Source organism: Paraburkholderia ginsengisoli NBRC 100965 (assembly GCF_000739735.1).
GTDB lineage: Bacteria > Pseudomonadota > Gammaproteobacteria > Burkholderiales > Burkholderiaceae > Paraburkholderia > Paraburkholderia ginsengisoli.
The window spans coordinates 214,161-236,518 of record NZ_BBJF01000005.1 but is presented as its reverse complement, the minus strand read 5'-3'; the positions used below and the strand labels follow the sequence as shown (position 1 = coordinate 236,518).

Here is a 22,358-nt window from a genome sequence, read left to right as displayed (position 1 = left end):
AACAAAAGGCCTTGTTTGACGACGTCATTCGCAAATGCAAACGCAAGAAACCGGAGGCAGTATGAGCTACAGAACCGAAGAAGTCGCCTACGTGCAACCCGCTCAAGCGGCGCAGTCCGCCGCGAGCGTACCGGCCGCATCCAGCGCGTCGCGCAGCACTGCCGAATACCGTGCACTCGACGCCGCCCATCACATTCATCCGTTTTCGGATATGGGTTCGCTCAATCGCAGCGGCAGCCGCGTGATCGTCAAAGCGCAAGGCGTGTATCTGTGGGACTCGGACGGCAACAGGATCATCGACGGCATGGCCGGTCTCTGGTGCGTAAACGTCGGTTATGGCCGCAAGGAACTCGCCGACGCCGCGTACCGGCAAATGCAGGAACTGCCCTACTACAACACTTTCTTCAAGACCACGCATCCGCCGGTGATCGAACTGTCGGCATTGCTCGCGCAACTGACGCCTGAACCGTTCAATCACTTCTTCTACTGCAACAGCGGTTCGGAGGGCAACGACACCGTGCTGCGCATCGTCCATCAATACTGGGCGACGCAACGGCAGCACGCGAAGAAGTTCGTCATCTCGCGCAAGAACGGCTATCACGGTTCGACGATCGCGGGCGGCACGCTGGGCGGCATGGACTATATGCATGAACAGATGCCCTCGAAAGTCGAGAATATCGTGCATATCGATCAACCGTATTTCTTCGGCGAAGCGCAAGGCAATCTGACGCCCGAAGAATTCGCGCTGGCTCGCGCGCGGCAACTGGAAGCGAAGATCCTCGAACTTGGCGCGGACAACGTGGCCGCGTTTATCGGTGAGCCTTTCCAGGGGGCGGGCGGCGTGATCTTTCCGGCTTCGACCTATTGGCCGGAGATTCAACGCATCTGCCGCAAGTACGACATTCTGCTGGTCGCCGACGAAGTGATCGGCGGCTTTGGTCGTACCGGCGAATGGTTCGCGCATCAGCACTTCGGCTTCGAGCCGGACCTGATCACGCTCGCCAAGGGGCTGACGAGCGGCTATGTACCGATGGGCGCGGTCGGCTTGCACGATCGTGTCGCCAAAGCGATCATCGAGAACGGCGACTTCAATCACGGCCTCACCTATTCCGGGCATCCGGTGGCGGCAGCGGTCGCACTCGCCAATCTGACGCTGCTGCGCGACGAGAAGATCGTCGAGCGCGTCAAGACCGACACCGGTCCGTACTTCCAGAAGAAGCTGCGCGACACGTTCGCCGGCCATCCGATCGTCGGCGAGATTGCGGGCGCGGGGCTGGTGGCCGGTCTGCAACTGGCGCGCGATCCGGCGACGCGCACACGCTTCGCCAATGGCGGCGAGGTCGGCACGATCTGCCGCGACTTCTGCTTCAACGGCAATCTGATCATGCGCGCGAGCGGCGACCGGATGCTCCTCTCGCCGCCGCTCGTGATCAGCAAGCTGGAAATCGACGAGCTCGTGTCGAAAGCCAAGACCGCGATCGATGCCACCGCGCGCCAGCTCGGCATCGCGTGACGCACGGTCTGTTGCGTGCTTCGAGGTGGCCGGCGAGATTGATCACCGCGAGTTTCCGGCGGCGCTACACTACGCGGCCCCGCCCTCGCGCGTGCTCATGCTCAAGCTCGCGATCGACGCGTTCCGGATCGACTCCCGGATGAAGGACCTGCCTTGATGAACACCCAGACTCTCCGCGCCAATGGTCGCGCAAGCGCTGGCCGGCGACACGGCGGCTTTCGATCTGTTCGCGCGGTTAACGCATGCGCGCTTTCCTGGCGGCCCGGCGTTGCGCGGGCCGGTGCTCGAACTCGGGATGCTGTATCACCGGGTGATGGAGTTGTTCTAGACGCCGCTCACGCGTTTGCATCGCGCGGCGCAGCGGTCGTCGCGCCTCTTCCGTTCGAACGTCTCTCACGTTTTTAACGCTTGTTGTCCCTTCACGGCCGGCGCAATCGCAACCGGGCCGCACGCACCTCCCCGTTTCCTTCTGCCCTTCACCCTGTTCCTGGCGTTTACCCGACAAACTTAATTTACTGACTATTTATCGATAATTTATCGTGTTAGATTCCGTCGCCTGGCAGCCTCATCAACCGACGAACCGGCGAACCGGTACACGGATGCGAGGCGGCCACCGACCAGACAGAGACCAGACGAACAAGGAGACCCAGATGTGGGTGCTAATCGGCGTGCCGATCGTGGTACTCGGCTTCGCATTGCGCTTCAATGCGCTACTCGTCGTGACGATTGCGGGAGTCGCCACCGGTGTGGCCGGCGGCCTGCATCCGGTGGAGATCGTCAGCGCGTTCGGCAAGGCGTTCGCGGATAACCGCTACATGGGTCTGATCTGGCTCACGCTGCCGGTGATCGCACTGCTCGAACGCAACGGCCTGAAAGAACAGGCGCGCCATCTGATTTCGCGCCTGCACGCCGCCACCACCGGACGCGTGCTGATGCTGTATTTCGTGATCCGTCAGATCACGGCCGCGCTCGGACTCACGTCGCTCGGCGGTCACGCGCAGATGGTGCGTCCGCTGATCGCGCCGATGGCCGAAGCTGCCGCCGCGAATCGCTATGGCGAATTGCCCGACGCGGTGCGTCAACAGATTCGCGCGAACGCTTCGGCGGTCGACAACATCGCGGTGTTCTTCGGCGAAGACATCTTCATCGCGATTCAATCGATCCTGCTGATCAAGGGCTTTCTCGAACAGAACGGCATTGTGGTCGAACCGCTGCAGGTGTCGGTGTGGGCGATTCCCACCGCGATTGCCGCGCTCGTGATTCACATGGTTCGGCTGATGCTGCTCGACCGTAATCTGTCGCACAAGATGAACACATTGGGCCGGGGCGCCGCGCGATGATCAAACTCGAATCTCCCTATGTGCTGGCCGGTTTGATGTTTGCCGCTTTCGCGCTGTTCAACCTGCAAGACCGTTCGAATCCGCGCCGCGTCGTCAATTTTCTGTTCTGGGGCATCTACGCGATCACCTTCATGTTCGGCGGAGAACTGCCGCACTTCGTGATGGGCTGCCTCGCAATCGCGCTCGCATTGATCGCCGGTTCCGGCAAGCTCGGCAAAGGCCGCAACGACAGCAATAGCGAAGCGGCCGCGGCACGCCGTGAAGCCAACGCGCAGTGCTTCGGCAACCGGCTCTTCATTCCCGCGCTGCTGATTCCCGTCATTACGCTGCTCGGCACGCTGACGCTGAAGTACGCACCGTTCGTCGAAACGAAGAACGTCACGCTGATTTCGCTGGTGCTGGGCACGCTGGTCGCGTTCGGCACCGCGCTGTTCATGCTGCGCGACTCGCCGGTGCACGCGCTCAAGGACGCGCGGCAGACGATGGACACCGTCGGCTGGGCCGCGATTCTGCCGCAGATGCTGGCCGCGCTCGGCGCGCTGTTCGCAATCGCCGGCGTGGGACACGTGGTGTCGGATCTCGTCAAAACGTGGATTCCGGTCGACTCCGCGTTCGCCGTGGTCGCCGCTTATACGTTCGGGATGGCGCTCTTCACGATGATCATGGGCAACGCGTTCGCCGCGTTCCCGGTGATGACGGCGGGCATCGGTCTGCCGTTGATCGTGCATCAGTTCAACGGCAACCCCGCGATTCTGGGCGCAATAGGCATGCTGTGCGGTTTCTGCGGCACCTTGATGACGCCGATGGCCGCGAACTTCAATATCGTGCCGGCCGCGCTGCTGGAGCTGAAAGATCAGAACGGCGTGATCAAGGCGCAATGGCCGACCGCTTTACTATTGTTGATCGTCAACACCATACTGTTGTACCTGCTCGTATTCCGCTTCTGAGGAGCCGCCGATGACCGTCCAACTCACTCGCGAACTCGCGTCGAAATTCGCCAATCTTGCGCTCGCTCACCTCACGCGCGAGTATCCGAACAAGCTCACGCATGCGCTTGCCGGGCCGCAGGACGTGCAAGGTCCGCGCGCGTTGCACCCCATCTTCTACGGCAGCTACGACTGGCATTCGTGCGTGCATGGCTACTGGCTGATCCTGCATCTGCTGGAGCGCTTCCCCGATCTTCCCGAGGCCGCGCGCATCGTTGCAGTGGTCGACGAGCATTTCACGGCCGCCAACGTGGCCGGCGAACTCGCGTATCTCGACCTGCCGCACAATCGCGGTTTCGAACGGCCGTATGGTTGGGCCTGGCTGCTGGCGCTCAGCGCGCAACTGAATTCGCTGAAGCTCGCAGATGCGGTGCGCTGGTCGAAAACTTTTGCACCGCTCACCGAAGCCTTCGTTGAACGCTTCGAGGAATTCCTGCCGAAAGCGACTTACCCGCTGCGGGTCGGCACGCATTTCAACATGGCGTTCGCGCTGGCGCTCACGCTGGATTTCGCGCGGCAAACTTCACGCGATTCGCTCGAAGCGCTGCTCGTCAACACGGCCGAGCGCTGGTTTCTGAACGACGTCGCGTGTCAGGCATGGGAGCCGGCCGGCGACGAGTTCCTGTCGCCTTCGCTGATGGAAGCAGAGTTGATGCGGCGCGTGTTGCCGTCCGCGCAATTCGTCGACTGGTTCGGGCGCTTCCTGCCGGATCTCGGCGCGAAAAAGCCGGCCACGCTGTTCGAACCGGTCACCGTGACCGACCGGTCCGACGGCAAGATCGCGCATCTGGACGGCCTGAATCTGAGTCGCGCGTGGTGCCAGCGTTCGCTCGCGCGTTCGCTGCCTGCCGGCGACATTCGCCGGACAATGCTGATCGATAGCGCCGAGCGTCATCTGCAAAGCGCGCTGCCGCATGTGGCCGGCGACTATATGGGTGAGCATTGGCTGGGTACGTTCGCGACGCTGGCGCTGGAGGCTTGATTGATTTGAGGCCTTATTTAAGGGCCTTTTTCGCACGCCTTTTTCGCATAGTCCGAGAACCATGAAACAACGGCACCGCAACGCAAACCGGTTTGTACTACTTCAACCGGTTCACGCCACGGCGCCGCTGTTTGATCGGCGGCTCGATCAGGAGCCGCTCGTCGCTCAATCGCAAACGGGCCGGTGAATCAGCCGGCCCATTGCATCACTGCTGCGTCAGCTTCTTCGGCTTTGGCGGCGACTGCACCTTGTTGTACTGGAACTGCGGGGTCGCTTTCAACGCGGCCTTGGTCGCGCCGGCCAGATAGAAATTACCCTCGTGAATATCGAGCGCGGCGATCGGCACCGCAACGTCATGCGACGCCACGCCGAGAAAGCCGCCAGCGGAAACGATCGCGGCGGACAGCGAACCGTCGGGCGCGACCACCAGATCGCGGACCGTACCGATCTTTTCGTTCTGGTCGTTGTAGACGGCCTTGCCGAGAATGCTCTTCTTCACGCTCCAGCCATTCAGCAGCGCCGTGGACTGCTCGACCGTCACACTCAGCGGTTGCGTGCCGGCGACTTGCGCCTGAGCACTCAGGCTGGTTGCAGCTACCGCGACTACGACAACAAGTTTGCCCAACGTCATCTCGTTCACTCCGTTCTTTTGTGGACTTGACCGGCGCGGATTGCGCCGAAGGAATCGCTGCAGCACGATCATACAGACTGCGCCGCGTCGCTGCAGTCAGAGTGGGCTGCGCCCGAATGCCAGCGCCTGATCTCAACGCCTGAAGGTTGCACGCCTCATGCATCGGCCCCGCTGTCGGCACGCATGGCGGTAAAATCGCGCGAGGCGATGATGCCCGTTTAAAGGTGGAAGTTTGACTGAGCTCGAACAGGGTTTCATTTTGACCCGACATTGGCGGGACACGCCCGCCGGCACGGAAATCGATTTCTGGCTGGCTACAGACAGCGGGCCCCGTCATATCCGCCTGCGCCCTCAGCCGTCCGTCGCGTTCATCCCCGTCGAACATCGCGAGCGCGCCGAAACGATCCTGCGTCGCGACATGCCGCTCGATCTTCGTGCGCTCGAGTTGCGCGACTTCCACCATCGTCCCGTGATGGGACTTTATTGCCCGCAGCACCGGCAATTGACAGGCTTCGAAAAGCGCCTGAAGCAAGGCGGCGTCGATGTCTACGAAGCCGACATCTTCCCGCCCGAGCGCTACATGATGGAGCGCTTCATTACCGCGCCGGTGTGGTTCGGCGGCGAGCCGCAGCGCAGCGGGCCGCTCTTGAACGGCGAATTGAAGCCGGCCACCGGTTATCGTCCACCGTTGAAGCTGGTCTCGCTCGACATCGAAACCAGCGCGCACGCCGAGCTCTACTCGATCGCGCTCGAAGGCTGCGGACAACGCCAGGTGTACATGCTCGGACCGCCGAACGGCGACGCGACCGCGCTCGACTTCGCGCTCGAATACTGCGAAACGCGCGCACAGTTGCTCGAAAAACTGAACCTGTGGATGGAGCGGCACGACCCCGATGCGATCATCGGCTGGAATCTCGTGCAGTTCGATCTGCGCGTGTTGCAGCAGCATGCCGAACAATATCGCGTACCGTTGCGGCTCGGCCGTGGCGGCGCAGTCATGGAGTGGCGTGAACATGGACTCACGCGCAATCACTTCTTTGCCGGCGCGGCGGGACGGTTGATCATCGACGGGATCGAGGCGCTGCGCTCCGCAACGTGGAGCTTTCCGTCGTTCAGTCTCGAACACGTCTCGCGCTCGGTGTTGGGCGAAGGCAAGGCCATCGACAATCCCTATCAGCGCATGGACGAAATCCAGCGCCGCTTCGACGAGGACAAGCCCGCGCTCGCGCAATACAACCTGAAGGATTGCGAGCTGGTCACGCGCATCTTCGCGAAAACCGAACTGCTGCCGTTTCTGCTGGAACGTGCATCCGTGACCGGCCTGCCCGCGGATCGCAGCGGCGGCTCGGTGGCGGCGTTCACGCATCTGTACATGCCGCGCATGCACCGGCAAGGCTATGTCGCGCCCAATCTCGGCGACGTCGCGGGCGCCGCGAGCCCCGGCGGCTTCGTGATGGACTCGCGCCCCGGCCTCTACGATTCGGTGCTCGTGCTCGACTACAAGAGCCTATATCCGTCGATCATTCGCACCTTTCTGATCGACCCGCTCGGTCTCGTCGAAGGCATGCTCGATCCCACCGACGAGCACTCGGTGCCGGGCTTTCTCGGCGCACGCTTTTCGCGCACGCGCCATTGCCTGCCGTCGATCGTCGCGCAAGTATGGCAAAGCCGCGAGGCCGCCAAACGCGAGCGCAACGCACCCCTTTCGCAAGCGCTGAAGATCATCATGAACGCGTTCTACGGCGTGCTCGGTTCCACCGGCTGCCGCTTCTTCGACCCGCGTCTCGCGTCGTCGATCACGATGCGCGGCCACGAAATCATGCACGCCACGCGCGAACTGATTCAGGCCGAAGGCTACGAGGTCATCTACGGCGACACCGATTCGACCTTCGTCTGGCTGAAGCACGCGCACAGCGAGGAAGAAGCCGGCCGCATCGGCCGCGCGCTGGTCGAGCATATCAACGCGTGGTGGCGGCAGAATCTGCACGCGCGATTCGAACTCGACAGCGCGCTGGAATTGCAATTCGAGCGGCACTATCGGCGCTTTTTCATGCCGACGATTCGCGGTGCCGAGGAAGGCAGCAAGAAACGCTACGCCGGGCTCACCATCCTGCCGGACGGCCGCGACGAGATCGTCTATAAAGGACTCGAAACGGTGCGCACGGATTGGACGCCGCTTGCGCAGCAGTTTCAGCAGGAGCTATACGGGCGCATTTTCCGGCAACAACCGTATCAGGATTACGTGCGCGACTATGTACGCGACATGCTCGAAGGCAGGCTCGACGATCGACTCGTGTATCGCAAGCGCCTGCGCCGGGCGCTCGGCGAATACGAGCGCAACGTGCCGCCGCATGTGCGCGCGGCGCGCGTCGCGGATGAGTTCAATCGCAGCCAGGGACGCCCGCTGCAATACCAGAACGGCGGCTGGATCAGCTACGTGATGACGGTCGCCGGACCCGAACCGCTGGAGACGCTGCGCTCGGCGATCGATTACGAGCACTATCTGACGCGGCAATTGCAGCCCGTCGCCGACGCCATTCTGCCGTTGCTGCGCGATGACTTCACGACGCTGATGTCGGGGCAAAGACAGTTGTTCTGACGCGGTGCTAGCATCGGCCCTGATGCGGGAGGAACAGTCACGCGTAACGGCCTCACGAAGGAGTCGACAGTTGGCAACAGTAAACGGGCAACAGGATTACGCGCAAAACACAGTGAACCGAGTGTTTGCAAACGATGCACTCAGCCTCGGACTCACGCTGCCGCTCTTGCGCGCCGGCACCATCGTCGCCGATTTCGACGAGCAGCTGGCGCTCGCGCGACTCGCCGACGAACGCGGCTTCCGCGCGCTGTGGGTACGCGACGTGCCGCTGAACAGCGCGGACTATCCGGACCCGGTCGGCCATCTCGACCCGTGGGTGTTGCTCGGTCCACTCGCGACACACACGCAACGTATCGCGCTCGCGAGCGGTGCGATCGTGCTGACGCTGCGCCATCCGCTGCATATCGCCAAGGCGGCGCTGTCCGTGAACATGCTGAGTCATGGCCGTTTCATTCTGGGGCTGGGATCGGGCGACCGTCCGCCGGAATACGCCGCCTTCGGCCGCGAATCCGATGAGCGGCGCGAACTGTACCGCAGCCATTGGGACACGTTGGCGGCGGCGCTCGGCAAGCCGTCGCGCGTGATTCCCGAGCGCGCGCCGGAAGGTGCGCCGACTTTCCAGCTCCTGCCCGACAGCGCGGACAGCGTGCCGTTGCTTGCCGTGGGTTCGGGCGGCCAGAGCGTCGACTGGATCGCGCGGCACTCGCTTGGGTGGATGACCTATCATCGCGAGCCCGATGCGCAGCGCGCGCGTTACAGCATGTGGCGCGCCGCCGTCGAACGCGCGGCACCCACCGCGTTCCGCGCATTCGGCGTGGCGATGCGACTCGACCTCAGCGGCGATCCGCATGAACCGGCACAGCCCGTGACACTCGGCTATCGAGCCGGACGGCACGCGCTGATTAGCATCCTCGACGACATGCGCGCGGGCGGAACTCATCACGTGACGTTCAATCTCGCGGCCGAGCGCCCGGTCGTCGAGGTAATCGAGGAACTCGCGAGCGAGGTATTGCCGCGCTTCCATCTGGCGCGATAGCTTTAATAAGGGGCCGCTCTTGCCAGCGCGGCCAGTCAAATCGGCCAGCATCCATCCTGCGTCTGGAGCCGTCTGCGCGCGTCACGCAATCGATTTCGGTAGCCGCGGGTTCCGTTGCAACGAAGGCGACCGTTCGTTGATCCGCGGACTGGCGTTTGTCTCCACGATATCGCCGGCCGCAAACTGCTTGCGATAAGCAGCGGGTGTCAATTCCTTCAGCGCCTTGAACTGCCGGTTGAAGTTGGCCACGTTCGGAAATCCGGAGCGGGCTGCGACGACGGAAACGGGGGTGGAGGTATGCGCGAGCATTCGGCAGGCGTGTCCAATCCTGACCCGCGCGATGTATCGCCCAACGCTCTCTCCAATGTGCTGCTCGAAGTAACGGGCCAGAGAACGTTCCGACACATTGGCGGCCTCGCATAGTTCGGATAAACGCAGCGGTTCAGCGAAGCGCAGATCGATCATGGAGAGCACGCGATTGATACGTTCCGGTTCGTGGCCCGACGGCCCCTCCGTCCGGTCGCTAAACGCAGTCGGCGAAGCGAGCGGCTCGCCGGGCGCTTCCGCTAGCGTGCACAGAACATTGAGCGCTACAGCAAGGCGTTCACGCGGGGCATTGGACAGCAGTCTGTCGGCCTGAGCGTGCAGCGCTGCGCCGACCTCCGGACTGAATGCCAGCCCGCAGGCCGCACGGCGCAACAGGTTACGCAAAGGCGCATATTCCGGGCAGACATCCGCAAGCCGCCGCGCCCAGTCGCCGCCGAACCAGATCACGATGGCAACCTGAGGAGATGCCGGGTCAATCGAGCGATTCGACGCCCACGTGTGGGGAAGATTCGGCGGCACGAGAACCAGGTCTTCGTCTACATAGTCCGCAATCGAATCTCCGATATAGCGTTTGCCGTGACTGTTCAGCGTCAGGGTCAATTCGTATTCCGGATGGTGATGCCACTCGAACGGAATGCGCGGCAGACGCCGGTGGTAAACCCTGACCGAGCAGTCATCGCCGAATTCGACGCGTTCGTATGCTGGTTTCATGGCAGAAGCCGCAAAGTAATTGGCTGGATGGTATCACTTTTGTGGGCACGATCAGCCTATGCTGCGGACATAGCAGAACCCACAAGGAGACGACCATGGCACTCATCATCGACGATTTGCCGGCAGCCATCCGGCAGGCCAAACAGGAGCTTCGCGAACGACTTCCGAACTATCGTGAGGTCTTCGCCGAAGTGGACGAAGCGATCCGCGCCGAAGCCGGCAGAATTGCCGCGCAACGCGATCGAGGCGAAAACGTCATCCCCGAAATCCAGTTCTCCGACATCGCGGAACAGCGCGTGAGCGCAGAGCAGATCGAACTCGTGAAAACGCGCGGGGCGTGTGTGATCCGCAATGTGTTCGACCGCGCGCTGGTGGAACGCTGGGACCACGATATCGCGGAGTACGTCGAGCGCAACGATCTGGACACGCGCCTGAAGAACCGCGCCGAAGACAAATACTTTGGCCAGCTCGCATCGAGCAAGCCGCAAATTTACGGCGTGTACTGGTCGAAGCCCCAGGTCCTCGCTCGTCAGGCGCCATCGCTCACTGCGGCACGCGTGTTTCTGAACCGGTTGTGGCGCACCGAGAGTGAAGGCCGAGTCCATTTCGATCCGGAGCGCGTGCCGGTTTACGCGGACCGGATGCGTCGGCGTCCACCCGGTTCCGAGTCATTGGGCTTGTCCGCGCATTGCGACGGCGGATCGGTCGAACGGTGGATCGAGGGTCACTTCCGCAAGGTGTACCGGCATGTATTCGATGGCAACTGGCGTCAATACGATCCGTTCGACGCCGCGTTCCGGCCAGACGTCGAAGAGATCGCGTCGCCCGCAGTGTGCTCGATGTTCCGCACATTCCAGGGGTGGACCGCGTTGACGCCGCAAGGCCCGGGCGACGGCACGCTGCAACTCGTGCCGATTGCGAATTCGATGGCTTATATCCTGTTGCGCGCCCTTCAGGACGATGTCGCCGAAGACGACCTGTGCGGTGCAATGCCTGGCCGCGCGCTGTCCATCAAGCCTGAATTTCATGCGCCGCTTTTCGACGCGCTGTCATCGATTCCGCACATGCAGGCGGGCGACACCGTGTTCTGGCACAGCGATGTGATCCACGCCGTGGAAGACGCGCACCGCGGCGCGGGCTACAGCAACGTGATGTATATCCCGTCTGCGCCGGCGTGTGCCAAAAACGACGAATACCTCAGGCGCCAGTTGCCCAGCTTTCTTGAAGGCAGGAGCCCGCCTGACTTCCCGGCGGACCACTTCGAAGTTGACTTTGTCGGACGGGCTACCGCCGACGATTTGACGCCCCTCGGTAAAGCCCAACTCGGCTTCGATCTGTAAGCACGACCCCGACGCACGCCATCATGGCGTGCGTCCGTCTGGTGATTCACCAAGAAAACCAACGGAGACAGCAATGAAAAGAACACTCATGTCAGTTGCAATCGTCGCAGCGGCACTCGCCACAGGCGCACCCGTCGTAAGTGCCGCCGAGTCGCTTTCCGTGTTGCACTGGTGGACCTCGGGCGGCGAATCGAAGGCGGTCAGAGTGCTTAAGGACGACATGAATAAACAGGGCTACGAGTGGAAAGACTTCGCCGTCGCCGGAGGAGCAGGCGCGGCTGCCATGACTGCGCTGAAGACACAAGTCATGTCAGGCAATGCACCGTCGGCTGCACAGATCAAGGGGCCGTTGATACAGGACTGGGCCGATCAAGGCGTGCTGGTCGATATAGATAAATCGGCGACCGACTGGAAAGCCCAGCTGCCAGCGCAAATCAACAAGACCATGAAGTCTGATGGCCACTATGTGGCCGCGCCATTCTCAATACACCGAATCAACTGGCTGTGGATCAACAAAGCCAACCTCGATAAAGTCGGAGGTAAGGCGCCGACGACGTGGCCGGAGTTCTTCGCGCTCGCCGACAAGTTCCGCGCTGCGGGCATTACGCCCGTGGCGCGCGGCGGCCAGCCATGGCAAGACATGACCATCTGGGAGGCGGTCGTGCTGTCGCAGGGCGCGGATTTCTATCGCAAGGCCATGATCGATCTCGACCAGAAAACACTCACCTCGCCTCAGATGTTGCAGGTGTTCCAGATTGTGCGGAGAATTCAAGGTTACTTCGACAAAGGCTCCGCGGGTCGCGACTGGAATCTCGCGACGGCAATGGTCATTAACGGATCGGGTGGCATGCAGTTCATGGGCGACTGGGCGAAAGGCGAGTTCGCGAATGCGAACAAGAGGGCCGACGTCGACTATGTCTGCACGGCTGCGCCCGGTACGGCGAACGCCTTCACCTACACGGTGGACTCGTTCGTGTTCTTCCAGCAGAACGGCAAAAAAGACGCGACTCCCGGCCAGCTTGCGCTTGCCAAAACAATCATGTCCGTCGATTTCCAGGAACAGTTCAGTCTCTACAAGGGCTCAATTCCTGTCCGGCAAGATGTCCCCATGGACAAGTTCGACGCCTGCGCCAAGAAATCGCACGCGGATGAACAATCGACGATTAAATCCAACTCTTTCTTTCCGTCGCTGGCCTTCGGCGATGTTCAGTCGTCGGCCACCCAGGGCGCGATTACCGATGTCGTCACGAACTTCATGAACTCGAATGAAGACCCGCAAGACGGAGTGCGCAAGCTTGCCGCTGCGGCGAAGATCAAATAGGTGTGAGCTTCCGACCCTACCTCACGAAGATCAGGCGTCTATGCAAGGCCATTGGTGAGGTGTGAGATAGGGTTGAAGGACGTCTCCTCCATGTCTCGATGGATATGGATTTGGCCCGCCGTCGAGCGGGCTTTTTTTTGTTGCAGATCGCGGCGCTCAAGGTCCCCTTTATTAATCAATGTTCCATGTAACTTCAGCGGAAGCGGGCCGAGGCTAATCTGCTGACGAGCCGCGCGCCAATACAAAAGCGGATATTGGAAATAGCTTTACTCGGCAGACGACGCGTATGAACCCAGGTCTCAAAAGGCGACGTCGTCCGCCGATTGTCAGCAATCTTGCCCGATGTGTCGAATCGCGCGATTCGACACCCTCGCCGGGTCCGTTGAATCGAGATTAATGGCGCTCTTTTCGGATGCGTCAGTGATGTAGCAGATCCTCAGGCGCAACGCTTGCGCAGAAACAGCACGGGCCCTTCCCGCGTCCGTTCCTCTGCCACCTCTCTTTGGAGCATCGATCATGAGCTTTTTCGGAACCATTCTGTCGAAAATCTTTCCGTCGGATCATCCGGCGAATCAGCAAGCGCAGGCCGCGCCGGCCGCCGGCGCGAGGGCACCTGCCGCAGCCACCCCTACATCTGGAGCGGCATCTGCGCCGGCCGCGCCCACGCAAACACCTGCTTCAGCACCACCGGTCGTCGACGTGGAAGCGGTCCTCAGCGGACTCGCAGCGAATCATGGAGAACCGCTCAACTGGCAAACATCCATCGTCGACCTGTTGAAACTGGTGGGTCTCGACAGCAGCCTCGACTCGCGCAAGGAACTCGCTCGGGAGCTTCATTATTCAGGTGACACGAATGACTCCGCGCAGATGAACGTCTGGCTTCATAGGGAAGTGATGAAGCAACTCGAAGCTAACGGCGGCAAGGTGCCGGCGAATCTGAAAAACTAACGTGCCTGCGCCACGAATGTCGCTTCGTGCGGCCCGGCTTAGCCGGGCCGTAGTCCCTCTCATAAAGCGAATTATTGAAGCACGCATTGTGATCGCCCGATTTCGCTTCGATTAGAGATGCTTCCTCGACCGGTCATATTGGATGGTCCGGCGCAGCGGCTTTCGCACGACCACTTGCGCTGTCAATGAAGTCGTCCGGTCGAACTCCTTGCTGGACCCCACCTCGCTACCGCCAGCGCTCTGCGCTTCGCTAAAGAGCATCGGAAAAAAGCTCACCCATTCCCAGTACTGATCGGTGATGAAGTTCAACATACTGCCCTCGGTTGTCAAAGTGCGGATTAGGCGGGATGCCGTCCATCAACGCGTCTCGCATGTAACGTACCCGACGCGCATGCCCGCCACGCAAGACAGCGCCGCCCGCACGCCGCTCTCGCGTGGCGTGTGCAGCAACGCAACGGAATAGACCTGTGCCTGCGATTGCGCGTGCGTTGCTCGGGAATACGATTTTTCTCGCTGGCGCTTATCGGCCTACGTAGTCAGAGCCGTGCCGATAGACCGATCGACTGCAACGCTTCTTCCTGCTGCGCATCCGTTCAAGGCGTCGCGTATGAAGCTCTCACGTTGTCGCTCGATAAGAAAGTCACCGGCGAGGCTCTCCCACGACCGGCGATTTGTCGGCTGGCTTCTGATGGTTTTTATCCATCGCGGCAGCGATCTCCGCGCCGAGTAGAAACACTGCGGCGGAGAAATAAAGCCACATCATCAGCACGGCAAGCGAGCCGGCCGCGCCGAACGAATTGGCCGTGCCGGCATGCGCGAGATAAAGTCCGAACAGCCGCCGCCCCACGGTGAAGAAAACAGCCGATACGATGCCCCCCGCCAGCGCATGGCGAAACGGGACATGGACGTCCGGCAGCCAGCGCAACATCGCTGTAAAAGCAGCAGACAGCACAATGATGCCCAAGACCGTTTGCGCGATCTGAGCGGCAATCACCAATGGCGATTCGCCGAATATCCGTTGCCCGACATACGTAATCGCCGTGTCTAGCACGAGCGAAACGACCAGCAGAAATCCGACTCCGAGCACGAGGCCGAATGAGATCAGTCGTGCCCGCACTATCAAGGCAAGCCCCGCCACTCCGCTTTGTGGCTTGGCGGCGAAGATCACATCGAGCGCCGTGTTCAACGAACTGAATGTCGCGGACGCGCCAACTACCAGCAGCAAAGTCGAAAGCACTGCTGCCAGCCCGCCGCCACTCGCATGGTGTGCGTTCTCGACCACCGCCTGCATGGCACCCGCGGCCTCGGTGCCGAGGATGTCATGCACCTGCGCGAACAGTTTGCCGCGAGCGGCCGTCTCACCGAAAAACCAGCCGGCGACGGTAAGGACGATCAACAACGTCGGCGCCAAAGAAAACGCCGCATAAAATCCGATGCTGGCCGATAGAGTCGTGCACCGGTCCGCAATGAACTGCCGGACCGCGGTGACGGCCACACCTGATACATTGCCGATCCGGCCATGCTGGGCCCTTTGGGCCGGGGTCGTTTCACTCACAATCGAACTCCGAACGTCGCGCAAATCGACGAGCCAGTCGTGGCATCGTCTATTCGACAATTAGCGTGCACATAGCGATCGCGTAGTCGCGGGCTCCAAAAAATCCGCGCAATGCCGCCATCGTTGCGCTATGCCTTCACGTCTTCCATCGCCCTTTTTGCACCGTCTTCCACACAGCGCGCACCGATGCCGACGTTAGTAGTGCGCAAGCACCGTGCCGCCCAACATGGAATATCGCGCGTGTCTCGCGCGCTCGGGTATAGATCGCGCACGGAGACGATTGCTTGTCACCTACTTGCGTCGCCGCAGACTGGAAACCGGCCAAGCCTATCCCCTCGAACCCGGAAGCCCGGCACAGACGGCACGCCTGCATGCGCGCCTGCCCAAGCTTGCGATCGCGAGTGCCTGCGAACTGGCGTTGCCGGCAAACGCCGCGCCTATCCAAAGCCAAAGCGCGCTTCTCCCGACGCGCGTGCAGGCTTCGCACATCCTCGCACTGTGGAACGCTCACGAATGCGCAGATGGCAGCCGCGTTGTCGTGGATTCGTGCTTCATGGGGCAACGACGCGCAGCCGGTCACCGCGAATGACGTTCAGTCGCTTCGCGAGAAACTGCATAAATGACACGACAACCGCCGTGGACTGGGAAGCGTGTCATTCAGCCAAAGCAGACCGTTCAACCTGACATCACGGCCGTGCCTCGAGCACGAGATTGAAAGGCGTCTCGTGCGCCCGACGAAAACGCGTAAAGCCACCCGTCGTCACCACATCCCTGAGCCGGGCTTCACCTGCCTGTGCGCCCAAGCCCATTTTCCCTTCCTGAGCGAGCGACGCGGCAGTGCAGATCATCGTCGACGCCGAGTAGTAGATTCGCCCGATAGGGTTGAGGTTGTCTTCGAGTCTGTCGTTCGCGAACGGTTCGACGATCATCCACGTACCGTCCGGTTTCAATGTTTTGATCACGTGCGCCGCTGCGCCAACCGGATCGCCCATGTCATGAAGGCAATCGAAGAACGCGACGAAGTCATAACCGGTGCCCGGAAATTCCTTGGCCGACGCGACCTCGAAGCGGACGCGATCCGACACATGCGCCTCTTGCGCCGCTTCGCGCGCTCGCTGCACTGACGGCTCATGGTAGTCAAAGCCGACGAACGTCGCCTTCGGATAAGCCTGCGCCATGAGTATCGTCGACACACCGTGCCCGCATCCCACGTCCGCCACCTGTGCATCACCGGCCTTCAGTTTCGCTTCCACGCCATCCAGAGCGGGAATCCATTCGCTGATGAGATGCAGCGCGTAGCCGGGCCTGAAGAACCGCTCGGTGCCCTTGAATAGCGATGGATAGTGCTGGTGCCAGCCGACACCGAGCCCCGTGCGGAAGGCCGCTTCCAGTTTGGGTAGATCGCGGAACATGGCTTCGGCGCAATCGCAGAAGCCCGGGATAAACGCGGGACTCGTCTCTACGGCGAAACACATCGCCATTTCGTTTTCGAGCTGGTATTTGCCGGCGGCTGCGTCGTAACGAATGAAGCCGGACGCTGCCTGTGCCGCCAACCATTCACGCACGTAACGTTCCGCGAGCCCGGCGCGCTCGGCAACATCGGTCGAGGTCATCCATCCCTGCTCGGACATCGCCTTGTAAAGGCCAAGACGGTCGCCCAATGCGATCAGCGGCGCCGAGGCGACCGCGCCGAATTCACCGACCATCCGTCCCATGAAGTCCTGTACCTTCTGCTCGTCAAATTGCATGACTTGCCTCCTGTTTCTGACTGGAAGAGATCGGCAAGCCGGTGCGAAGGACAGGAATGGATAAATGCATTCAGCTTTCGTGACGCTCGCTCAGCAAGGAAAAGTATAGGCGTGGCGACGTATTCTGAAAGATAGTGGGGATGGCCTCGATGGGGTCGCGGCTATGGGCATCATCGATGTTCGGACGCGGTTATGTTCTGATGCGTTTCATACATTTGATGCGAACAGTGCCTCGCTGCGACTCGCGGCGGACTCGCGTGAATGCGGTTCGCGATGTCACGACTCACGGTTTATTGCCGGATGGTCACTCGAACGCCGATGCACGCAAACCGGCATGTCTAACTTGTCTGGCTTATCGGCCTGCTTAGCCGCTCCAGCCAGCTTCCGATCGCAGCCCCCGAACACTCCGCACTTCTCCATCCGATATAGCCGTCCGGCCTGACAATCCATGCAGCACCGCCCTTCGCTCGATACGTGGCCGCGAAGTCGCCCGATGCGTCCGTCACGGTCGACATGAATTCAGAAGCAGGCACATCGCAGCCCGCAGCCGTGACGAGCAATGCCGATACAGCGTCGGGCAATGCCGTCGACAGAGCCCGGCACCCGTCGACGAACGCATCATATTGCTCTGCCGCGTCCACATAACCCACGAGCGTATGTTTTCCCCGGCCCACGTACTCATGAAGTCGCCTGGCGTGGCCAACGAATCGTTGTGTCAGCGAATGCGCGTCGGGCGCCCGGTCGCCAGCGGCGGGAGCAGCGGGATCGGCGTCAGGACAAAGATCGGAAACGATCGGGCTGCCACGATAGGTAATCAGCAGTTGGGTCTCACGCATCGCCGGATTCGCTGCCTGCCGCGCGAGCACCGCGTTGAGTGCCGCGCTTGTCGCCTTGACGACGTCGACGCCGACCGGATGCCGTTCCGCCAGATAGCTGTCGAGCAATGCAGGACCCGTCAGCCCCTTCACGACGTGCGCCAGTTTCCACGCGAGATTGTGTGCGTCCTGCAGGCCCGTGTTCATGCCCTGGCCGCCCACTGGCGGATGAATGTGCGCGGCATCGCCGGCAATGAACGCCCTGCCGTGCCCATAAGCGGACGCGATGCGATGGCTCACGCGGTAGACCGACGACCATCGCATCGACGATAGCTGCGTGCCCTCGGGCAGTGATGGCAATAACAGGCCGCACATCGTGGCGAAGTCCGGCGCTCCGACGCTGGTGAGCGAAGACGCATGTTCGTCGGGCACGATCATCGAGAGTCGATAGCGCTTCGCGGAACCGCGAACGGGCACGGCGGCCACACTTGCTTTCGCCCGCGCGGCATCGGTCCATTCGAACCGGTACATCGGCCCGCGCGGATACGACCAGTCCACATCGACATCGACGAGCGCAAAAGTCTGCGGATACTGCTCGCCTTCGAAGCCCAGGCCCAATCCCGAACGGACCTTGCTGTGCGCTCCGTCACACCCGACCAGCCATTTGCAACGCACAGCGAGCGCCTCACCTTGCGGCCCGGTCAGAAACGCATCGACAGCGTCGCCGTTCCCGGTGAAGCTGTCCAGCGTATAGCCGTAGTTCACTCGACCGCCATGCTCCGCGAGCGCTGCTTCGAGCAGCCGCTCCGTCTCGTACTGCGCAAGCGAAAGCGAGCCGTAGGGCAAGCCCTTCTCCGGCACGCGCATCGAGCGCGCCGCTACCATCGAGCCGTCGACCCACGTTTCGACACCGGTGAGCCAGGTACCCGCGTCGATGGCTCGATCGACGATACCGAGATCGTCGAAAATCTCGAGCGTGCGTGCGGTGACGCCGAGCGCTTTACAGAAAAATCCTCTGCCCGGCATGCTGTCGATCACCGTTACCGCCGCGCCATCGCGTTGCAACTCGGTGCCCAGCAGCAAGCCGACCGGGCCGGCGCCAACGACCAGTACGTCCACGTCTTCCATATCTTGCTCCTGACAGGTCGTTGCGCAGCCGCGCGAGACGGACGCGCATGGAGAGAAATCGACGAGTGTGCACAACGAGATACTAATGCGGACCGGCCTTCTTTCGTCGTGCCAATCGTGGAGTCGTAGGCGTGGCTGGGCCGCTGCTTTGAACGCTCATGGCTTCCGGCTTGCAAGTCACCCGGCGCCGTAAACAGCATCGCGCAGATCGATCGTGTATTGCCCGTTCATGCCTTCATAGAGCGTGTTCGACAGCGACACGACGGTCAGTCCGCGTGCGCGATCGACAAACCACGAGTGGCCGTAGACCCCACCCCAGCGCCACGTCCCAACAGATTCCGGCGACGCCGCCGCATGCGGATCGCGCAGCACCGAAAAGCCGATCCCGAAGCCGACGCCGGGCCGGTCCGGCAATTCGAGGTCGCCGGTCTGCACGCGTCCCATCTCGTCCACAAAGGCGGCAGGCAGCAGCGCGCCGCCGCCCGCGCGCAGCGTGTCCAGCACGTGCAGCACGTCGCTCGCGCTGCCTACCATCCCCGCACCGCCCGACGCAAATGCGTGCGTGTCGAGCGCGCGCGCCGGCGAGTACGTGACACCCGCGGTCCCCTCGAGGACAGCGACGGTCTCGTTCTCGGCGAGCCGGTGCGGCTGCGGCGTGTCGTTCACATACGGTGTCGCGAGCCGCGCGGGATCGACCACGACGAAGGCCGTGTCGCGAGCGCCGAGCGGGCGGAGCACGAGCACATCGACAGCTTCGGCGAGGGGCACGCCGCAGACCGCTTCGATCAGTGCGCCGGTCACGTCGAGCGCGACTGAGTAGTTCCAGCTTGTGCCCGGCGCGTACAACAGCGGCGCACTCGCGATCCGCCGCACGTTTTCGACAAGCGTGATGGCTGCGCCGTCGAGTCCGTCCGAGATGCCCGCACGCGCATACGGCCCGTTCGCGTCGGCTTCCGCGAAGCGATAGCCGAGGCCCGCTGTGTGCGTCAGCAGCTGACGCACGGTGATCGCCGGCACGCGTCCGTCCGCAAGGCTCGGGCGGAAATCGGGCAGCCAGCGTGTGACGTCATCGTCGAGCGACAGTTTGCGTTGCGCCACCAGCACCATTGCAACCGTCGAGACGATCGGCTTCGTCACCGACGCGAGCCTGAACAGCGTGTCCTCGCGCATGGGCGTGCGCGATTCGCGGTCCGCGAATCCGGCCGCGCGGTGATAGACGAGCTGTCCGTCGCGCGCGATCAGCACGACCGCACCGACGAGACGCTGCGCGTCGAGCGCGCGGGACAACACCGCATCGACGCGCTCGGCGAGCGCGGCATCGGCGGACGGCTGCTGCAATGACGATGCTGAAGTGGAAGGCATAGAGGGCTCCGTCGTGATCGGTCAAGCCGACATGTTAGGAGAGGCCTGGCCGCGATCGCCATTAACCCGTCTGTCGAAAGGGCTACATCCGTTCGCACGGCTATCGCTGCTTTGCCGCTTCCCCTCGCGGCCGTCTCCGTTCATGAACCCATCCCCTCGCGTTCGAGCCATGAACGGAACAGCCCGATCATTTCATCGCCAGGCTTCTCATCAGCGACGTAAGTGCAATAGCTGCGCGACGGCAGACGAGGACCGGCGAACGGGGTGACAAGCCGGCCGGAGGCGAGATCGTCGGAGACCAGCGCGGTCGGCCCCATCGCGATGCCGATACCGTCGATGGCAGCCTGCAAGGTCAGATAGAAGTGGTCGAAGGTCAACGTGGCAGCCGGCCTCAGCGCGGAAATTTGTGCGCTCGCCAGCCAGTCGGGCCAAAGCCGCGGGAGACTCGATGTGTGCAGCAGCGTGTGTTGTTGCAAGTCGTCCGGCGCTCGAAGCGGCACTCGCTGCAAAAGCGCCGGACTGCACACCGGAAGCCTCTCCTCGGAGAGGAAAGGTCGCATCGAGTAGCCGTAGAACGTGTCCGGACCACCCCGGATGATGATGTCGTAGCTTTCTTTGAGACTCTCCAACGGCCCGTTCGACGTGTCCACCCTGACCTCGACGTCGGGATGCTCGGCGCGGAATTTCGCCAGCCTTGCCACCAGCCAGCGCAACGTGAATGTCGCGGGCGCGTTCACGGACAGCGTGCGGGCGACCGGTTCAGGTATGCCGTATCGGGCAGTTGCCTGCGAGAGCTTGTCGAACAGCGGGCCGATTTCGTCAAGATAGGCCTTCGCCGCCGACGTCAGCTCCACGCGCCGGTTGTGCCGTTCGAACAACGATGCGCCGAGCCACCCTTCGAGCAGGCGCACGTGCTGGCTCACCGCACCGTGAGTCACGTGCAATTCCGCAGCGGCTTCCTTGAAACTGCCGAGACGGCCCGCTGCCTCGAAGGCCCGCAACGCATTGAGCGGGGGCAATACCCGTTTCATTTGCAAGAGTTTTTCTAACGCGATTCGTCAATTTGTCTGGTTTGCTGCCCCGCTACAAGATAGTTATCCTTCTTATCGCGCCGCTAATGATGTCTCCCACCGTCCTTCCAGTCCGAAACCCACATGCTCAGTTTTACCGGCGGTATCGTGCTCTTTGCCGCCATGCTCCACGCCAGTTGGAACGCGATGCTCCACGGCAACCGCGATCGGTTCCTGTCCATGACGTGGATGAGCATCGCCATCGCGGCGGTCTCCACACTCGTCGTCCTGTTCAGTCCTTGGCCCGCGCGCGCCGCCTGGCCGTACATCGTCGCATCGGGGCTCGTGCATATCTTCTACAACGTGAGCCTCGTGCGGTCGTATCGCCGCAACGACCTGGCGCTCGCCTATCCGATCGCGCGAGGTTCATCGCCACTGCTTGTCACGCTCGGCGCTGCGCTCTTCGCGCATGAGGCGGTTGGTCCGCTGCACGCTCTCGGGATCGCGATGATATCGGGCGGCATCATCGCAATCGCGCTGCAGGGGCGTCACGTGTCGCTCGCCGGTGCGCTGGCCGCGCTGACGACCGGCGCGACGATCGCGGTCTACACGGTGATCGATGGCATCGGCGTGAGATTGTCCGATGGCCAGCCGCTCAGCTACACCGCGTGGATGTTCCTGTTCTATTGGCTGATGCCGGTGCTGTTCGTCGCGATGCGCGGACTCGGGCCGCTATGGAGACCGATACGTGCCGAGCCGCTATCGGTCGGATCGTCACTGGCCGGCGGCGTGGTGTCGATAGCCGCGTATGGCATCGTGATCTGGGCGCTGCAGTCGGGCGCGATGGGCGCGGTGTCGGCGTTGCGCGAGACCAGCGTCGTGTTCGCGGTGCTGATCGGGCGGGTGTTTCTGCGGGAAACGGTCAGTGGAACGCGCTGGCTCGCCTGTATGGTCATTGCGGCCGGAGCGGTTTGCCTCGGGCTTTGACAGTTCCCGGCGCTTACGA

18 protein-coding genes and 1 pseudogene are annotated in these 22,358 nt (G+C 62.1%); 11 read left to right on the top strand and 8 right to left on the bottom strand.

Annotated features, from left to right (window positions below; all coding sequences use genetic code 11):
* Positions 1 to 61: 61 nt before the first annotated feature.
* From BGI01S_RS10315 to BGI01S_RS10300, 5 genes and pseudogenes are all read left to right on the top strand, one after another.
* Positions 62 to 1,513 (top strand): aspartate aminotransferase family protein, encoded by a 1,452-nt coding sequence (locus BGI01S_RS10315; RefSeq protein WP_042324969.1) that lies wholly within the window; start codon positions 62 to 64, stop codon positions 1,511 to 1,513.
* A 181-nt stretch (positions 1,514 to 1,694) separates the two neighbouring features.
* A pseudogene (locus BGI01S_RS30145) lies at positions 1,695 to 1,841 on the top strand (FAD-dependent oxidoreductase); the annotation flags it as partial.
* A gap of 322 nt (positions 1,842 to 2,163) precedes the next feature.
* Positions 2,164 to 2,853 (top strand): DUF969 domain-containing protein, encoded by a 690-nt coding sequence (locus BGI01S_RS10310; RefSeq protein WP_042324967.1) that lies wholly within the window; start codon positions 2,164 to 2,166, stop codon positions 2,851 to 2,853.
* Positions 2,850 to 3,800 (top strand): DUF979 domain-containing protein, encoded by a 951-nt coding sequence (locus BGI01S_RS10305; RefSeq protein WP_042324965.1) that lies wholly within the window; start codon positions 2,850 to 2,852, stop codon positions 3,798 to 3,800. Before BGI01S_RS10310 ends, BGI01S_RS10305 begins: the two co-directional genes overlap by 4 nt.
* Before the next feature lie 10 nt (positions 3,801 to 3,810).
* Positions 3,811 to 4,821, top strand: coding sequence for a DUF2891 domain-containing protein (locus tag BGI01S_RS10300; RefSeq protein ID WP_042324963.1), 1,011 nt, complete (start codon positions 3,811 to 3,813; stop codon positions 4,819 to 4,821).
* Positions 4,822 to 5,026: 205 nt separating this feature from the next.
* Here BGI01S_RS10300 and BGI01S_RS10295 read toward each other — a convergent pair whose 3' ends face one another.
* Positions 5,027 to 5,452, bottom strand: a complete 426-nt coding sequence (locus tag BGI01S_RS10295) for a PRC-barrel domain-containing protein (protein WP_042324961.1) — start codon at positions 5,450 to 5,452, stop codon at positions 5,027 to 5,029.
* Between the two features lie 232 nt (positions 5,453 to 5,684).
* Here BGI01S_RS10295 and BGI01S_RS10290 point away from each other — a divergent pair, with 232 nt between their 5' ends.
* The gene (locus BGI01S_RS10290) at positions 5,685 to 8,051 is read left to right on the top strand and encodes a DNA polymerase II (protein ID WP_042324960.1); all 2,367 of its coding nucleotides are present in this window, start codon (positions 5,685 to 5,687) and stop codon (positions 8,049 to 8,051) included.
* Between the two features lie 70 nt (positions 8,052 to 8,121).
* Positions 8,122 to 9,087 carry an LLM class oxidoreductase gene (locus BGI01S_RS10285; protein ID WP_042324958.1) on the top strand — a complete coding sequence of 322 codons (966 nt, stop codon included), beginning with the start codon at positions 8,122 to 8,124 and terminating at the stop codon, positions 9,085 to 9,087.
* Positions 9,088 to 9,168: 81 nt separating this feature from the next.
* Here the strand turns inward: BGI01S_RS10285 and BGI01S_RS10280 are convergent, their stop codons facing one another.
* Complete coding sequence (locus BGI01S_RS10280) at positions 9,169 to 10,125, bottom strand: helix-turn-helix domain-containing protein (RefSeq protein WP_042324956.1); 957 nt, start codon at positions 10,123 to 10,125, stop codon at positions 9,169 to 9,171.
* 95 nt (positions 10,126 to 10,220) lie between these two features.
* Between BGI01S_RS10280 and BGI01S_RS10275 the strand changes: the two genes are divergently transcribed.
* The 3 genes from BGI01S_RS10275 to BGI01S_RS10265 all read left to right on the top strand — a co-directional run bounded on the left by BGI01S_RS10275 (position 10,221) and on the right by BGI01S_RS10265 (position 13,734).
* Positions 10,221 to 11,465: a DUF1479 domain-containing protein gene (locus BGI01S_RS10275; RefSeq protein ID WP_042324954.1), complete on the top strand. Its 1,245-nt coding sequence runs from the start codon at positions 10,221 to 10,223 to the stop codon at positions 11,463 to 11,465.
* A 73-nt stretch (positions 11,466 to 11,538) separates the two neighbouring features.
* On the top strand, positions 11,539 to 12,786 hold the full coding sequence (locus BGI01S_RS10270; RefSeq protein WP_042324952.1) for an ABC transporter substrate-binding protein: 1,248 nt from the start codon (positions 11,539 to 11,541) through the stop codon (positions 12,784 to 12,786).
* A gap of 516 nt (positions 12,787 to 13,302) precedes the next feature.
* Positions 13,303 to 13,734, top strand: a complete 432-nt coding sequence (locus tag BGI01S_RS10265) for a DUF3597 domain-containing protein (protein ID WP_042324950.1) — start codon at positions 13,303 to 13,305, stop codon at positions 13,732 to 13,734.
* Positions 13,735 to 13,845: 111 nt separating this feature from the next.
* On the opposite strand, the gene BGI01S_RS10260 is transcribed toward BGI01S_RS10265, so the two are convergent.
* The 6 genes from BGI01S_RS10260 to gcvA form a co-directional block, all read right to left on the bottom strand.
* Complete coding sequence (locus BGI01S_RS10260; protein WP_042324947.1) at positions 13,846 to 14,046, bottom strand: hypothetical protein; 201 nt, start codon at positions 14,044 to 14,046, stop codon at positions 13,846 to 13,848.
* Positions 14,047 to 14,374: 328 nt separating this feature from the next.
* Positions 14,375 to 15,289, bottom strand: coding sequence for a YihY/virulence factor BrkB family protein (locus BGI01S_RS10255; protein ID WP_042324945.1), 915 nt, complete (start codon positions 15,287 to 15,289; stop codon positions 14,375 to 14,377).
* 686 nt (positions 15,290 to 15,975) lie between these two features.
* Positions 15,976 to 17,037 carry a class I SAM-dependent methyltransferase gene (locus BGI01S_RS10250; RefSeq protein WP_042324943.1) on the bottom strand — a complete coding sequence of 354 codons (1,062 nt, stop codon included), beginning with the start codon at positions 17,035 to 17,037 and terminating at the stop codon, positions 15,976 to 15,978.
* Positions 17,038 to 17,375: 338 nt separating this feature from the next.
* Positions 17,376 to 18,980 (bottom strand): FAD-dependent monooxygenase, encoded by a 1,605-nt coding sequence (locus BGI01S_RS10245; protein ID WP_042324942.1) that lies wholly within the window; start codon positions 18,978 to 18,980, stop codon positions 17,376 to 17,378.
* Positions 18,981 to 19,157: 177 nt separating this feature from the next.
* The gene (locus BGI01S_RS10240; protein ID WP_042324940.1) at positions 19,158 to 20,342 is read right to left on the bottom strand and encodes a serine hydrolase domain-containing protein; all 1,185 of its coding nucleotides are present in this window, start codon (positions 20,340 to 20,342) and stop codon (positions 19,158 to 19,160) included.
* Between the two features lie 140 nt (positions 20,343 to 20,482).
* Positions 20,483 to 21,373 (bottom strand): transcriptional regulator GcvA, encoded by an 891-nt coding sequence (gene gcvA / locus BGI01S_RS10235; RefSeq protein WP_042324937.1) that lies wholly within the window; start codon positions 21,371 to 21,373, stop codon positions 20,483 to 20,485.
* 123 nt (positions 21,374 to 21,496) lie between these two features.
* On the opposite strand from gcvA, the gene BGI01S_RS10230 reads away from it, so the two are divergent.
* Positions 21,497 to 22,339, top strand: a complete 843-nt coding sequence (locus tag BGI01S_RS10230; protein ID WP_042324935.1) for a DMT family transporter — start codon at positions 21,497 to 21,499, stop codon at positions 22,337 to 22,339.
* Positions 22,340 to 22,358: the final 19 nt, after the last annotated feature.

Excerpts from the sequence above, each read along its gene's own strand:
- BGI01S_RS10315 (WP_042324969.1), top strand. The coding sequence starts at position 62 with ATGAGCTACAGAACCGAAGAAGTCGCCTACGTGCAACCCGCTCAAGCG.
- BGI01S_RS10310 (WP_042324967.1), top strand. The coding sequence starts at position 2,164 with ATGTGGGTGCTAATCGGCGTGCCGATCGTGGTACTCGGCTTCGCATTG.
- BGI01S_RS10305 (WP_042324965.1), top strand. The coding sequence starts at position 2,850 with ATGATCAAACTCGAATCTCCCTATGTGCTGGCCGGTTTGATGTTTGCC.
- BGI01S_RS10300 (WP_042324963.1), top strand. The coding sequence starts at position 3,811 with ATGACCGTCCAACTCACTCGCGAACTCGCGTCGAAATTCGCCAATCTT.
- BGI01S_RS10295 (WP_042324961.1), bottom strand. The coding sequence starts at position 5,452 with ATGACGTTGGGCAAACTTGTTGTCGTAGTCGCGGTAGCTGCAACCAGC.
- BGI01S_RS10280 (WP_042324956.1), bottom strand. The coding sequence starts at position 10,125 with ATGAAACCAGCATACGAACGCGTCGAATTCGGCGATGACTGCTCGGTC.
- BGI01S_RS10275 (WP_042324954.1), top strand. The coding sequence starts at position 10,221 with ATGGCACTCATCATCGACGATTTGCCGGCAGCCATCCGGCAGGCCAAA.
- BGI01S_RS10270 (WP_042324952.1), top strand. The coding sequence starts at position 11,539 with ATGAAAAGAACACTCATGTCAGTTGCAATCGTCGCAGCGGCACTCGCC.
- BGI01S_RS10265 (WP_042324950.1), top strand. The coding sequence starts at position 13,303 with ATGAGCTTTTTCGGAACCATTCTGTCGAAAATCTTTCCGTCGGATCAT.
- BGI01S_RS10260 (WP_042324947.1), bottom strand. The coding sequence starts at position 14,046 with ATGTTGAACTTCATCACCGATCAGTACTGGGAATGGGTGAGCTTTTTT.
- BGI01S_RS10250 (WP_042324943.1), bottom strand. The coding sequence starts at position 17,037 with ATGCAATTTGACGAGCAGAAGGTACAGGACTTCATGGGACGGATGGTC.
- BGI01S_RS10245 (WP_042324942.1), bottom strand. The coding sequence starts at position 18,980 with ATGGAAGACGTGGACGTACTGGTCGTTGGCGCCGGCCCGGTCGGCTTG.
- BGI01S_RS10240 (WP_042324940.1), bottom strand. The coding sequence starts at position 20,342 with ATGCCTTCCACTTCAGCATCGTCATTGCAGCAGCCGTCCGCCGATGCC.
- gcvA (WP_042324937.1), bottom strand. The coding sequence starts at position 21,373 with ATGAAACGGGTATTGCCCCCGCTCAATGCGTTGCGGGCCTTCGAGGCA.
- BGI01S_RS10230 (WP_042324935.1), top strand. The coding sequence starts at position 21,497 with ATGCTCAGTTTTACCGGCGGTATCGTGCTCTTTGCCGCCATGCTCCAC.